The organism is bacterium (assembly GCA_026708055.1).
GTDB lineage: Bacteria > Actinomycetota > Acidimicrobiia > Acidimicrobiales > CATQHL01 > VXNF01.
The window spans coordinates 1-12,970 of sequence record JAPOVS010000056.1 but is presented as its reverse complement, the minus strand read 5'-3'; the positions used below and the strand labels follow the sequence as shown (position 1 = coordinate 12,970).

Below are 12,970 nucleotides of genomic sequence, written 5' to 3'. Positions count from 1 at the left end.
GCTAGAGAGCACTCAGAGCGGCGTCGTAGTCGGGCTCGTCGCTGATCGGATTCACGAGTTCGGTGTGGACCACATTGCCCGCCTCGTCGATGACGACGACGGCCCGGGCGCACAGCCCGGCGAGCGGGCCGTCGGCGATCTGCACGCCGTAGGCGTCGTAGAAATCCGGGGAGCGGAACGTGGAGGCGCAGGCGACGTTCTCGATGCCCTCGTCGCCGCAGAATCGGGCGGCGGCGAACGGCAGGTCGACGGATACGCACAGTACCGACGTGTTGTCGAGGCTCGCGGCGCGCTCGTTGAAGGCGCGGACCGACGTCGCACACGTCGGCGTGTCGATGCTCGGGAAGATGTTCAGGACCACGCGCCGGCCGGCGAAGTCGCCGAGGCTCACAGGGGCGAGTCCGTCCCCGGTGAGATTGAAGTCCGGCGCGGGTGCACCCACGCTCGGCAATTCGCCGCCGGTTTGCATGACGTTCCCGCGGAATTCGATCTCGGCCATTGCGGTTCCTCCCTGCTGTGGGTAGTCAGCGACTGTTGTCTAGCCGATCGACCGTCGAATAGCGACGGGCCGGCATCCGCAATCACTACACGCGGGAGGACGGGCGGTGCCGGGCGCCGCCATGCTCGCACCCTCGATGCAGCTCGCGATCTGCAGGAGTCCAGTCGGTGGCGCTGCGGCATCGGAACGGCACCGAGCCGATACCGTGAACCGCGCACTTCGCCGACCGGGGTCGGCGCCACCCGTCTCCAGCGGCGGATCGAACGAACCTGAGGCACCATGAGCACGTACCGCCCGCCACTGCATGACATGCGGTTCGTCCTCGAGAACATCTGCGACGTGCGGTCGCTGGCCAAGTTGGAGGCGTTCCAGACCTTCGATCCCGACAGCCTCACCGACATCCTGAGCGAGGCCGGCCGCTTCTTCTCCGAGGTCTTCGCGCCCCTGAACCGCACGGGCGACACCACCCCCAGCGTCCGCAACGACGACGGCAGCGTGACCACGCCGCCGGGGTTCCGCGATGCCTACGAGGCCTACGTGGAGGCCGGCTGGGGTGCGGCCGCGTTCGGGCCCGAACTCGGCGGGGGCGGCCTCCCGTGGGCGGTCGGGCTGGCCCTGCAGGAGATGATGACGGCGTCCAACCTGGCGCTCTCGCTCTGCCCGCTGCTGACGCAGGGCGGCCTGCACCTGCTCGACCTGCACGGCAGCCCCGCCCAGCGCGCCGAATACCTGCCGAAGCTGGTCTCGGGCGAATGGACCGCCACCATGCTGCTGACCGAGCCCCACGCCGGCTCGGACCTGGGCGCCCTCACGACGCGCGCCGAGCGCAGCGCCGACGGCGGCTACCGCCTGCGGGGCCAGAAGATCTTCATCACCTGGGGCGAGCACGACATGGCCGCCAACACCATCCACCTGGTACTGGCCCGCACCCCCGACGCCCCCGCCGGCTCCCGGGGCATCTCGTGCTTCATCGTGCCCAAGTACCTGCCGGACGCCTCCGGGCGGCCCGGCGAACGCAACGACATCACCTGCGTCTCCATCGAGCACAAGCTGGGCATCCACGCCAGCCCCACCTGCGTCATGTCACTCGGCGAGGACGGCGGCGCCGTCGGCTACCTCATCGGCGAGGAGAACATGGGCATGGTCTACATGTTCACCATGATGAACAACGCCCGTCTCGGCGTCGGACTGGAAGGCGTGGGGGTGGCCGACCGGGCCTACCAGCAGTCACTCGACCACGCGACAGAGCGTCGGCAGGGCCGGCGGCCCGAGACGGCGCCCGGGGAGCGTGCCGCCATCATCGAGCATCCCGACGTGCGGCGCATGTTGCTGACCCAGAAGGCCTACATCGAGGCCATGCGCTGCCTCTGCTACTACAACGCCACTGCCCTGGACCTGGCCCAGCACTTACCCGAGGGAGACGAGCGGCGAGCCGCGCAGGAATTGTGCGACCTGCTGACGCCGCTGTCGAAGGCCTGGTGCACCGATGTCGCCAACGAGACGACCTCGCTGGCGCTGCAGGTGCACGGGGGGATGGGCTACGTGGAGGAGACCGGCGCAGCGCAGTACTGCCGGGACGTGCGCATCGCCGCCATCTACGAGGGCACCAACGGCATCCAGGCCATCGACCTCGTCGGCCGCAAGCTGCCGGTGCGCAACGGGGCCGTGGTGCACGAACTGCTCGACCGTGTCAGTCAGACCGCCGAGGGGCTCCACCCCGACCTAGCGGTTCTGAGAGAGCCGCTTGCCACCGCCGTCACCGTCGCCCGTTCCTGCACCGACTGGCTGCTGGCGCATCCCGGCGACGGCGCGCTGGCCGGTGCCACCCCGTACCTGCGCCTGCTGGCGAGCGCGGTGGGGGCGTGGCTGCTGGCCCGCTCGGCCGAGACCGCCCGCGCCGAGACAGCCGCCGGGGCCGCCGGAGCAGAGGCCGAGTTCCTGGCCGCCAAGCAGGTCACCGCCGAGTTCTTCTGCCGACAACTGCTGCCGCAGGCCGTGGGCCTGGCACCGGCAGTCACCGGTGGGAACGCGATCCTCGCCACCCTCAGCGCCGAACAGTTGCGCGGCGCGAGCAGGGCACGTCGACGCTAGGCAGTCGGTTCGTTGATGCCGAGATGACCTTCGATGCGCGCCACACGCCCCTCCAGACCGCCCAATCGGTCAATCACGCGGTGGACGGTGGTCCTGAGGTCGCGGATGTCGAGCTTCAGCCAACTGAACAACATCACCATCAGACCGGCCAAACCAGCGAACTGTCCCCAATCCATGCTCCCCTCCTCGGGATGTCGGTTGCCTTGGGGAATCGGTTGCCTTGGGGAAGCAGGCCCGAGTCTACCCCCGGCAGGGAGGGCGCGCTCAGCCGCCAGCGGTGATCCGGCCCGCCGGCATTGTTGCATCCAGGGTGCCGTCGGGAGCGACGGCGGCGCAGACGAAGCGTGTCAGGGGGGCGAACTCCCCGATCTCCGGGAATGTCACCAGCATGATCCGTACCCCGTTCTCCGCCACGATCATGCGATAGCGGAAGTCCGCGGTGGCGTTGGGGCCCGCCTCGTCCTCGTGGCCCTCGTGGGCGAGCAGGCCCGCGACAAGCAAGCGCGGCGGGGACACTGCGGAACCGGCGTCCAACGCCGAGGCCTCCCACGCGGGCCGGCTTTCCGGGTCGTAGCCGGGCGAGGTACGCAGAGCCACACCCGCCTCGTCGGTGACGATCACCTCGAAGTCGGTGTCGGTGGTGTTGGTCACACGGAAGACGACTCTCTCGCCGGGTTCCACGCTGAAGTCCAGCGGGTCGCATCCCGCCGCATTCGCGATCAGCTCCTCCGGGCGGGGCGGCGGCAGTTCCTCGTCGTCGCCGAGGAACAGAACCATCGAAACGGCGACCCAGGCCAGAGCGACGGCGACGGCGGCCCACAGCACGATGCGCCAGAGACGCGATCGGTCCGGCTTGCGACGCCGGCGCCGCCGCTGCGCGCCCGCGCTGGGCTGCGCCTCGGCGCCACCGGCTCTGGCTCGAGAGCGGGAAGACCCCGACCCGCCGACCCGCCTCTTCTGCGGTCCGGTGCTCATCCCTGCTGCGGAACGGCCTCGGGATGTTCCGGCGGCACCCCCACGGCCCCCGAGCAGGCCGCTCCGGGCTCGGGCGCCGTCGGGCCATCGAAGAGGTACACGTCCAGGAACTGATCGAAGCGGGGATCCTCGATCGAGTCCAGGTGGAGTTGGCGCGCCCAGGCGCTGAGCACCAGCGGCGACGCTTGACCCTCATACGGCGAGACCAGGATGTGCGACGACTGCACCGCCAGCACCTGCAATTCGCCGAGCGTCGCCGCCCCCACGTCGGAGCGATAGGTCACCCACACGGCGCCGTGCTCCAGGGAGTGGACGGCCAACTCGTCCAGAACGGGCACCGTGTAGAAGCCGCAGTTGAGCCAGATGCCCAGGTGAGGGCCGCCGGCGGGCGGCGCCGTCGGGTAGTCGACGTCGTAACGCACGTGTTCGTTGCTCGTGATCGGCACGACCACGACTCCCTCGACACCCTCGGGCGCCCCGTCGGCGGTCCCTCGATCCGCCGGCGCCGGCAGCGGCGCGGCGGACTGGGCCATCGTCGAGTTGGTCGGCAAGGTGTCGGCCAGGTCGGCGCCGACGCGCCCTCCCGCGGCCGCCGGCGGCTCGGGACTCGGGGGAGGCGAAGGGGCCTGCTCGGCGGGAGGTGGGCCGGCTGCGGGTGCGGGCTGTGTCGTCGCCGCGGCGGCAGCCCCCTCGCCGGCAGGCGGCTGTGGCGAGCCGTCGCCGGTGACCCCGGAGTCGCTCACCGCAGGCGGTGGGGTCGCTGTGGCCGCGCCGTCCCTCCCGCAGGCGGCAACCAGCAGCAGAACCGCCGCGAGAAGCGACAATGCCCTCACCGCAGTGCTGCTTCCGAGCATCCTCATCGGCGTCACTGTCCCTTTCCTCGTCCCTGCACGCGGCCCGCGCGCTGCGGTCCCGGCTTCGCCCCGACCGGGCGCCGACGGTTCGGCTCCTGCCGCAGGCCGGTCGCCCTACCCGGACACTACGCGGACTTGCTCCCGAATCCGCGGTCGGCGGGTCCGCCGGCTCCCGTGACGTCGGAGCCGGCTCTCGGCACGGCCCGGCACGCCCCACCGCTCCCGGGACTGGCTCTAACCTCCGGGTCGTGCCCCGAACAGCTGGGAATCCGCCGGACCGATCGCCTCAGGCCGGATCGGACCCGCAACCGCACAGCCGCTACCCACCGCGACCCGGCGCCGTTGCCGTGGTGACAGGTGCGGCGAGTGGCATCGGCGCGGCGCTGGCGCGGCGCCTTGCGGCCGACGGCGCCCGGGTGGTGGTCAGCGACATCGACATCACCGGCGCCGAGGAGGTTGCAGCGGGAATCGACGGGCAGGCCCGGCTCCTGGACGTTGCCGACTCGGCTGCGACCCGCGAGCTGATCGACGAGGTGGAGCGGTCGCTCGGCCCCGTGGAGATCTACTGCTCGAACGCCGGTCTGCTGGTACCCGGAGGTATCGACACGGCGGCCGCCGGCTGGCAGCGGAGTTGGGAGGTCCACGTGATGGCGCACGTCCACGCGGCGGGCGTGTTGCTGCCCCGTTGGACCGAGCGCGGCGGCGGCACCTTCGTGGTGACCGCCTCGGCGGCGGGGCTTCTGACCCAGCTCGACTCGGTGTCCTACGCCGCCACCAAGCATGCGGCGGTTGCCGTCGCCGAGTGGCTTGCCATCAGCTACAGCGACCGCGGGGTCCAGGTGGCGGCGCTGTGCCCGCAGGCGGTGCGCACGCCGCTGCTGGAGGGCACCGCCGGCCGAACCACGCCGGCGGCACCGCCTGGTGGCGGCGTGGTGCACCGGTCGGCCGCGGCGACCGACGGGGTGCTGGAGCCCGATGCGGTCGCCGACGCCACAGCCGAGGCGCTGCAGCAGGGCCGGTTCCTGGTCCTGCCGCATCCGGAGGTTGCGACATACACCAGGCGCCGGGCCGACGACCCGGATCGCTGGCTGGCCGGCATGCGCCGCCTCGCCCAACGGCTGTCGCAGTAGGCGCCTGCCGAGCGCGCAGCAGCGACCGTCGCCGGGCACTGGATTCCGGCCTCCGCCGGAATGACGCGTTTCGGTCTATCCGCCGCCGGCCTCCGCCGGAATGGCGCGGGTCGATCACTCCGCCGCCGAGCCCTAGATCCTAGCTGTGCCGGAATGACGCGGGCCGATCACTCCCCGCCGGAGCCTCCGCCGGAATGGCGCGGGTCGCTCAGTCCGGAGTCTTCGGGCCCTCGGACTCGTGCACTCGTTCCGCCAGCGCCGCCATCACCGCTGCCGCCACGCGCTCGCGGTCGGTGCGGTCGTCCGGGTCCAGTGGCACGAGTGCCTCGACGAGGACGCGGACCACCGGGCGGGCCTTGCCGAGGCGCAGACGCGGGAAGCGGCGGCCGAGGGGCCACACCTCGTCGGTGCCGGTGATCGCACAGAGCGCCAGCGGCGCGGTGCTGCGAGCCGCCAGCACACCGATGCCCGCCTCCGGAGTGCCGACGCCGCCGGCCCGCTCCTCAGGGGCGATCACACGCCCCTCCGGCATGATCACCACGGTCTCGCCTCGATCGAGGGCTTCGAGGCAGGCCTTGATTCCCGTGAGGGCCTGCCTGCCGGTCCCCATGGGGATGCAGCCCCCGGCTCGCAACAGTCGCCCCATGAGCCAATGGTCGAAGTAGCGCCTGGCGACGACGATGCGGACCGACGCCCGGAAGTTCCAGAACAGACGGAACCCCACCACGATGTCGAACAGGCTGCGATGGTTCCCCGCGAAGACAGCGGGGGCACCCACGGGCGGTACCTGCGGTATGTCCCAGCGCGCCATCACCGCCGCCGGTAGCCGGACGACCGTCCCCAGGAATCCGAACCTGCGATGGTGGCGGGTCCGGTGACCGCTCGCGGGCCGCATCGGCGGCAGCGTATTGGGCTGCGCGCCGCGTCCCCAGCCCAATACGCTGGAGGTCGAACGGGAGGTGTGATCCTGGTACGTACCGAACTCCCGGACGGGCAGGGGTTCCCCGAGTCTCCCCAGCGACAGGCCCGCGTCGATCTGACAGTCGACGGCATGACCTGCGGTGCCTGCGCGACCAGCATCGAGAGTGCCCTGCACGAGACCCTCGGCGTGTCCGCGGCACACGTCAACTTCGCCGCCCGCCGCGCCAGCGTGTCGTACGACCCCCGGATGCTGAGCGAGCGCGACGTGCTGGATCGCATTGAGCACCTCGGCTACCGCGCGTCCCCGGGGCACCTGCGCCTCGAAGGCGAGGAGCCCTGGCGGACGAGCGGGGGCGCTCTCCTGGTGACCATCGCACTGGCGGCCGCCTCGATGGTGATCTCATCGGTCGGCTCCCTGCATTTCGCCGGCTGGCAGTGGCTCGTCGGCGGGCTGACCGTGCCGGTCGTCCTGATCAGCGGCCTGGCGTTCCACAGGCCCGGGTGGCGGGCGGTGCGGCGGGGTCACGCCACGATGGACACGCTCGTGTCCCTGGGATCGCTGGTCGCCTGGGGGTGGTCGGCGGTGATCACCATCGGCAACCTCGACGGGCACGTCTACTTCGACACCGCGGCGATCATCGTGGCTGCCGTACTCCTCGGGCGCCGCCTCGAGGCGCGGGCGCGCCAGCGCGCCGGTGATGCCATCGGTTCGCTGGTGGGGTTGAGCGCCGGTGCCGTGCGACTTCCCGACGGGAGCGACATCCCGCCCTCCCAGCTGACCGTCGGCATGCGATTCCTCGCTCGACCCGGCGAGCGGATCGCCGCCGACGGCACCGTCACCGACGGACACTCCGCAGTGGACACCTCGATCGTGACCGGCGAAGTGGTGCCCGTCGAGGTGGGCCCGGGCGACGACGTCACGGGCGGGACTCTCAATACCCACGGATCCCTCACGGTGGAGGCACGGCGGGTCGGCGCCGACGGCACGCTCGCTCAAGTCGTCCGGCTGGTCACCGAGGCCCTCTCGCGCAAGGCGCCGATCCAGCGTCTCGCCGACCGGATCGCCGCGGTCTTCGTGCCCGTCGTGGTCGTGGTGGCCGTCGCCACGCTGGCGGCCTGGCTGGTCCTGGAGTCCGCGGGCGCCGCGATCAGCCCTGCCGTGGCTGTGCTCATCGTGGCCTGCCCGTGCGCCCTGGGCCTCGCCACACCGGCGGCCTTCATGGCCGGGAGCGGCCGAGGCGCCCGCATGGGTGTGATCATTCGGGGCCCCGACGCCCTCGAGGCGGCGCGACACCTCGACGTGGTGGCGCTCGACAAGACCGGCACCGTGACCGAGGGGCACCTCGAGGTCGTGGCCGTCGAGACCGCCGATGGGATCGACTCAGCCGAGTTGCTGGCGACGGCGGCGGCGCTGGAAGCCCGATCGGAGCACCCTGTGGCAGCAGCCATCGTGCGAGCCGGCGCCGGTTGGTCTCCCGGAGATCCCCGGGCCGGTGGCGGGCAGCCCCCCGAGGACGGGTTCGCCGTGGCGGACTTCCGGAACCTGCCGGGTTTCGGTGTTCAGGGGCGGCTGGTGCGGGCCGGTGCGCGCCCCGGTCCGACGCCGCCCGAGCGGGAACCCCGAACCGGCGACCCGGCCGAGGACAGCGTCATGGTCGGGCGCGCCCAACTCTTCGAGCAGGTACCCGCGGCACTGGAGCGGGCCGCCGCCGAGCACGCCGCCGCGGGGCGCACGCTCGTGTTCGTGGGCGGCGACGGATCGGCGTGGGGATTCGTGGCACTGGCGGATCGCGTCAAGCCGTCGAGCGCCGCGGCGGTGGCCGACTGGAAGCGAGCCGGTATCGAGGTCGTGCTCCTGAGCGGCGACAACAGGGCGGCCGCGGAGCAGGTGGGCCGGCAGGTGGGAACCGATCGCACCCTCGCCGAATTGACACCCGCCGGCAAGGCGGCCGAGATCGAGCGCCTGCAAGCCGCCGGGCGGCGCGTGGCGATGGTGGGCGACGGCGTGAACGACGCGCCCGCCCTGGCGGCCGCCGAAGTGGGCGTGGCCATCGGCACCGGCGCCGACGTGGCCGCCGAGGCCTCGGATCTGACCCTCGTCGGAGACGATCTCCGGCGGGCGGTGGACGCTCTGACCCTCGCCCGGCGCACGCTCGGCACCATCCGGGGGAACCTGTTCTGGGCCTTCGTCTACAACACCGCCGCGATCCCGCTGGCGGCGGTCGGGCTGCTGCGTCCCGAGATAGCCGCCGTGGCCATGGGGCTATCCTCGCTCTTCGTGCTCGGGAACTCGCTGCGCCTCAACCGCTTCGCCCCTCTGCGCCCGTGAGCCCCGACGAGCTGTCACCGGTCGGCGGGCCGATCCCCCTCGACGGGCCGTACTACGACCTGCTGCGCCCGGGGAGCGAACTCCCCCGCCAGCCGGGCGTCACCCTCGACAGCGGCATCTGCGCCGTCTACCAGGCACTCGTCGGCGAGAGGCTGCCGCTGGCGCAGAACCGGCGGCTGTGCGCCGAGGTGACGGGCTCCGATCAGCCCCTCGTCAGCCCGGGACTCCTCATGGCCCTGTCGGTCGGGCATACCACGACCGTCAGCCGGCGCGTCATTGCGAACCTCTTCTACCGCGACGTGCGCTTCCCGCGGCCCGTGTACCAGGGGCAGACGTTGGACACGACCGTGCGGGTGATCGCCATGCGCGACGGGCGACCCCGCCCCGATCGGCCACCCCGCGGCATGGTCCTCGTGTCCTGCGAGAGCACGGCCGACGGCGTTCCGGTGGCCACCTACCAGCGCTGTCCCATGCTTCCGACCAGGGGGGCGGACCTCCCCGGGTTCTCCGATGACATAGGCAGCGGCGCCGACACGGACGACCCGACCGGCGGGATCGACCTCGAGGCGTGCGCCGAGTTGGTACCGGGTGGCTGGCGGCTCTACCTGCTGGGGCAACCGGATGCCTGGGAGGTCGGCACCACCGTGACCGACCCGCTGCGGGACTACATCGACAACACGCCGGCACTGCTGCACCTCACCCACAACCTGGCGTTCGTGCACCGGGATGCCGAGGTCTCCCCGTACGGGCGCCGCCTGGTGAACGGCCTCCAAGTGGTGGGCATGGCCCAGGCTTCGCTCAGCCGGGTGGTTCACGGCATGGCGACGGTGGTGGCCTGGGGCTACTGCAACCACACCGGTCCGGTCTTCGAGGGCGATCTGCTGTCGTTCTCGCACACGCTGCTCGGCGAGATCCGCGCCGGTCAGGGACGGCTGCGCGCCGTGCGGGTCCGGGCGACCGCCCACCGGGAAGGCGACCCTGCCGACATTCTGGATTGGACCCTCGCCGCCGTCACCTCCTGAGAGAGCCCCTCCGGCGGTCGCGCCCCGCCGGGCCGCGTGCAGTCAGGCCCTGAGCAGAGCGCGGACCGACTCCGGCGTTGCGGGCAGTGAGGTGACCGCTCCCGGGCGACCGATGGCGTCGTCGATGGCCGCGGCGATGGCCGCGCCGCAGGCGGTCGTGCCGCCCTCGCCGGCGCCCTTGAGCCCGAGCGGGTTGAGCGGGCTGGGAGCGTCCTCGCTCAGCAGCACCTCCACGGGCGGCTGCTCGGCAACCGTGGGCAGCAGGTAGTCCATGAACGACGTGGCGAGCGGTTGGCCGTCTGAGTCGTAGGCGAACAACTCCAGCAGCGCCCCGCCGATGCCCTGGGCGACACCGCCGACGATCTGGCCCTCGCACAGCATCGGGTTCACCGCCCGTCCCACGTCGTAGGCCACCACGTAGCGCTCGACGGTCACACCGCCCGTCTCGCCGTCCACGCGCACCACCGCGGCGTGGGCGCCGTAGGGGTAGGTCATGTGGTCGGCGTTGAACGTGACCTCGGCCACGTCCCCGGTCGCCGCCAACTCGGTGGCCGCCAAGTGGGCGGCCACACCCGTCATGACCGTCACCCGGCTGGCGAAGGCGCCCAGGCCACGGCCGATCAAATCGGTCTGGCCGTGGCGCACCGTCACCTTGCCGTAGTCCACGTCCAGCACCTCGGCGCAGATCTGGGCGATGACGGTCTCCATGCCCTGACCCACCGAAGCGGCGCCGGTCACCACCTCCACACCGCCGTCCTCGAGACGCCGCACGCGCACATCATCGAAGGGCCCCAGACCGGATTTCTCCACGAACATCCCGATGCCGAGCCCGACCATCTCGCCGGTACGGCGCCGCTGCAGCAGCGAGTCCCGCAGTGACTCGTAACCGATGTGGGTCAACAGCCGCTCCAGCAACCGGTGGTAGTCACCGGAGTCGTAGACCAGGGGGGTGCCGAGCGTGCTGACACCGCGGTCGAACGGCATCGCCTCTGCGGGAATCAGGTTGCGCCGGCGCACCTCGACGGGGTCAAGCTCCAACTCGGTGGCCACACGGTCCAGGAGGCGCTCCCGCACGAAGGTGCTCTCGAAGCGGCCGGGTGCCCGGTACGTGCCCGCGGGCGTCTTGTTCGTGAGCCGGATCCGCCCACGGACCCGGTAGGCGGGCACCAGGTACGGGCCTGGCAGGAGCGCCACCGACAGGTTCGGCACGGTGGCCCCGTGCGTGCGCACGTACCCCCCCTGGTCGTGGAAGAACTCGGCGTCGATGGCCTGCACCACACCGTGTTCATCGACGGCTGCGCGCACGCGGTAGGCCTGCTCACGGGAGTGGTTGGCAGCCACCAGGTGCTCCCGGCGATCCTCGACCCACTTGACGGGACGCTGCAGACGCAGCGCCGCGTAAGTCACGAGGACGTCCTCGGGATACAGCTCGCCGCGGACTCCGAAGCCGCCACCCACGTGACCCTCCCGGCCGACGACCTGCCCGGGCTCGATGTCGAGCATGGCGGCGATGGTGGCGCAGTTGTAGTGCGGCACCTTGGCGATGCCGTGCAGCTCCACGAAACCTCCCGCCAGCGGGCGCGCCAGCAGCCCGCGGGTCTCGAGGGGGATCCCGCTGTGGCGACCGACCGAGGCCTCCGACTCCACGACCCGGTGTGCGCCCGCGAAGGCGGCCTCGATGTCGCCGTGCTCGTGCTCCAGGGTCAGGGGGGCGATGGCCCCGGGGGAGGCGGCCTGCAGCACCGGCTCGAGCGGTTCGATGTCCACGAAGGCCAACTCGGCGGCGTCCTCGGCCAGATAGGGATCCTCGGCGATCACCACGGCGACCGGGTCGCCCACGTAGCGCACATACTCGTCGGCGAGGATCCGCTGGCAGTAGGGGCGCAGTTCGTCGAAGCCGGTCATGCGGAAGTCGATGGCCGGAACGTGCGCCACCTCTTCGGCGCTCCAGGCTGCCACGACGCCCTCGGCTGCCAGCACGTCGCCGAGGTCCACGCCCCGCAGCGCGCCGTGGGCCACGTCCGATCGCACCACGCGGAGATGCAACTCGCCCTCGAAGCTGACGTCGGCCAGGAATCGCCCCTCGCCGACCAGCAGCGGCCGGTCCTCGAGACGCAGGACCGACTCGCCGATCAGCGAGCGGCCCCGCGGGCCGTCAGGCTCACCCAAGACTCAGGCCTCGGCGGCGTCGCGCACCGACCGCACCGCCTCGGTGATGGTCTGGTAGCCGGTGCAGCGGCAGAGGTTCGACGAGAGTACCTCGCGCAACTCGTCGTCGCCGATGTCGGGGCGGGTCTCCAGCACACCGGCGCTGAGCATCAGGAACCCGGGCGTGCAGAAGCCGCACTGCAGGCCGTGATGGCGCCAGAACGCCTCCTGCAGCGGGTGCAGCGTGCCGTCGGCAGCGGCGAGACCCTCCACGGTGCGGATCTCGGCGTCCTGGGCCTGCACGGCGAACAGCAGGCAGGACCGCACCGGTTCGCCGTCCAGCAGCACGGTGCACGCCCCGCAGACTCCGTGCTCGCACCCCAGGTGGGTGCCGGTCAGCCCGCAGTCGTCGCGCAGCGCGTCGGCCAGGGTCCGGCGCGGTTCTGCGGTGATCCGGTGCTCGTCACCGTTCACCCGCAGCACCACGGGGACCGCCACATCGGCGGCTGAGATCTCGGTCATCGGACTGGGGCCTCCTGCGTCAGTCGATTCGTTTCGGCCACCGGACTCCCCCCGGCTGCGGCCCGCACCGCCGCCCGGACCCGTTCGGGCGTGGCCGGCATCTCGTTCAACTCCACCCCCAGATGGGCGAGGGCGTCGTTCACCGCGTTCAGGACGGCGGCGGGAGCCCCGATGGTGCCGCCCTCGCCGAGCCCTTTGGCGCCGGTGATGGTGGCGTCGCTGGGGGTCTCGAGGTGGAGGATCTCGATGTCGGGGATCTCGGCGACGGTAGGAGGCAGGTAGTCCATGAGGGAGGTCGTGAGAATGTTGCCGTCGTCGTCGTAGACGACCTCCTCCAGCAGGGCGTTGGCGATCCCCTGCGCCACGCCGCCGCGGATCTGCCCGTCGGCGATCATCGGGTTGACGAGCCGTCCGGCGTCCTCCACCACGACGAAGCGCCGCATCGACACGCCGCCGGTCTCCGGATCCACCTCCACCTC

General features: G+C 71.7%; 12 protein-coding genes. 4 read left to right on the top strand and 8 right to left on the bottom strand.

The features are described 5' to 3' along the window. Position 1: 1 nt before the first annotated feature. Positions 2-499: a thiol peroxidase gene (tpx, locus tag OXG55_12455; protein ID MCY4104048.1), complete on the bottom strand. Its 498-nt coding sequence runs from the start codon at positions 497-499 to the stop codon at positions 2-4. A gap of 279 nt (positions 500-778) precedes the next feature. Here tpx and OXG55_12450 point away from each other — a divergent pair, with 279 nt between their 5' ends. Beyond that, a complete protein-coding gene (locus OXG55_12450; GenBank protein ID MCY4104047.1) occupies positions 779-2,590 on the top strand; it encodes an acyl-CoA dehydrogenase in 1,812 nt (603 codons plus the stop codon). Here OXG55_12450 and OXG55_12445 read toward each other — a convergent pair. The 3 genes from OXG55_12445 to OXG55_12435 all read right to left on the bottom strand — a co-directional run bounded on the left by OXG55_12445 (position 2,587) and on the right by OXG55_12435 (position 4,398). Then, on the bottom strand, positions 2,587-2,766 hold the full coding sequence (locus tag OXG55_12445) for a hypothetical protein (GenBank protein MCY4104046.1): 180 nt from the start codon (positions 2,764-2,766) through the stop codon (positions 2,587-2,589). The two genes, OXG55_12450 and OXG55_12445, sit on opposite strands and share 4 nt — an antisense overlap. A gap of 88 nt (positions 2,767-2,854) precedes the next feature. Further along, the gene (locus tag OXG55_12440; protein MCY4104045.1) at positions 2,855-3,565 is read right to left on the bottom strand and encodes a hypothetical protein; all 711 of its coding nucleotides are present in this window, start codon (positions 3,563-3,565) and stop codon (positions 2,855-2,857) included. Then, positions 3,562-4,398: a DUF3105 domain-containing protein gene (locus OXG55_12435; protein ID MCY4104044.1), complete on the bottom strand. Its 837-nt coding sequence runs from the start codon at positions 4,396-4,398 to the stop codon at positions 3,562-3,564. Before OXG55_12435 ends, OXG55_12440 begins: the two co-directional genes overlap by 4 nt. A gap of 368 nt (positions 4,399-4,766) precedes the next feature. Here OXG55_12435 and OXG55_12430 point away from each other — a divergent pair, with 368 nt between their 5' ends. Continuing rightward, entirely contained in the window at positions 4,767-5,549 is a 783-nt protein-coding gene (locus OXG55_12430; protein ID MCY4104043.1) for an SDR family NAD(P)-dependent oxidoreductase, read from the top strand. Between the two features lie 208 nt (positions 5,550-5,757). Here the strand turns inward: OXG55_12430 and OXG55_12425 are convergent, their stop codons facing one another. Continuing rightward, positions 5,758-6,444 (bottom strand): lysophospholipid acyltransferase family protein, encoded by a 687-nt coding sequence (locus OXG55_12425; protein ID MCY4104042.1) that lies wholly within the window; start codon positions 6,442-6,444, stop codon positions 5,758-5,760. A 72-nt stretch (positions 6,445-6,516) separates the two neighbouring features. On the opposite strand from OXG55_12425, the gene OXG55_12420 reads away from it, so the two are divergent. Both OXG55_12420 and OXG55_12415 read left to right on the top strand, forming a co-directional pair. Further along, positions 6,517-8,799, top strand: a complete 2,283-nt coding sequence (locus tag OXG55_12420; GenBank protein MCY4104041.1) for a cation-translocating P-type ATPase — start codon at positions 6,517-6,519, stop codon at positions 8,797-8,799. Beyond that, on the top strand, positions 8,796-9,821 hold the full coding sequence (locus OXG55_12415) for a MaoC/PaaZ C-terminal domain-containing protein (GenBank protein MCY4104040.1): 1,026 nt from the start codon (positions 8,796-8,798) through the stop codon (positions 9,819-9,821). Before OXG55_12420 ends, OXG55_12415 begins: the two co-directional genes overlap by 4 nt. A 42-nt stretch (positions 9,822-9,863) precedes the next feature. Here OXG55_12415 and OXG55_12410 read toward each other — a convergent pair whose 3' ends face one another. The 3 genes from OXG55_12410 to OXG55_12400 form a co-directional block, all read right to left on the bottom strand. After that, positions 9,864-11,990 (bottom strand): xanthine dehydrogenase family protein molybdopterin-binding subunit, encoded by a 2,127-nt coding sequence (locus tag OXG55_12410; GenBank protein ID MCY4104039.1) that lies wholly within the window; start codon positions 11,988-11,990, stop codon positions 9,864-9,866. Between the two features lie 3 nt (positions 11,991-11,993). Continuing rightward, positions 11,994-12,491, bottom strand: a complete 498-nt coding sequence (locus OXG55_12405) for a (2Fe-2S)-binding protein (protein ID MCY4104038.1) — start codon at positions 12,489-12,491, stop codon at positions 11,994-11,996. After that, the coding region (locus tag OXG55_12400; GenBank protein ID MCY4104037.1) for a molybdopterin-dependent oxidoreductase at positions 12,488-12,970 on the bottom strand (483 nt) is incomplete at its 5' end. The genes OXG55_12405 and OXG55_12400, both read right to left, overlap by 4 nt.

Excerpts from the sequence above, each read along its gene's own strand:
- OXG55_12445 (MCY4104046.1), bottom strand. The coding sequence starts at position 2,766 with ATGGATTGGGGACAGTTCGCTGGTTTGGCCGGTCTGATGGTGATGTTG.
- OXG55_12450 (MCY4104047.1), top strand. The coding sequence starts at position 779 with ATGAGCACGTACCGCCCGCCACTGCATGACATGCGGTTCGTCCTCGAG.
- OXG55_12425 (MCY4104042.1), bottom strand. The coding sequence starts at position 6,444 with ATGCGGCCCGCGAGCGGTCACCGGACCCGCCACCATCGCAGGTTCGGA.
- OXG55_12440 (MCY4104045.1), bottom strand. The coding sequence starts at position 3,565 with ATGAGCACCGGACCGCAGAAGAGGCGGGTCGGCGGGTCGGGGTCTTCC.
- OXG55_12405 (MCY4104038.1), bottom strand. The coding sequence starts at position 12,491 with ATGACCGAGATCTCAGCCGCCGATGTGGCGGTCCCCGTGGTGCTGCGG.
- tpx (MCY4104048.1), bottom strand. The coding sequence starts at position 499 with ATGGCCGAGATCGAATTCCGCGGGAACGTCATGCAAACCGGCGGCGAA.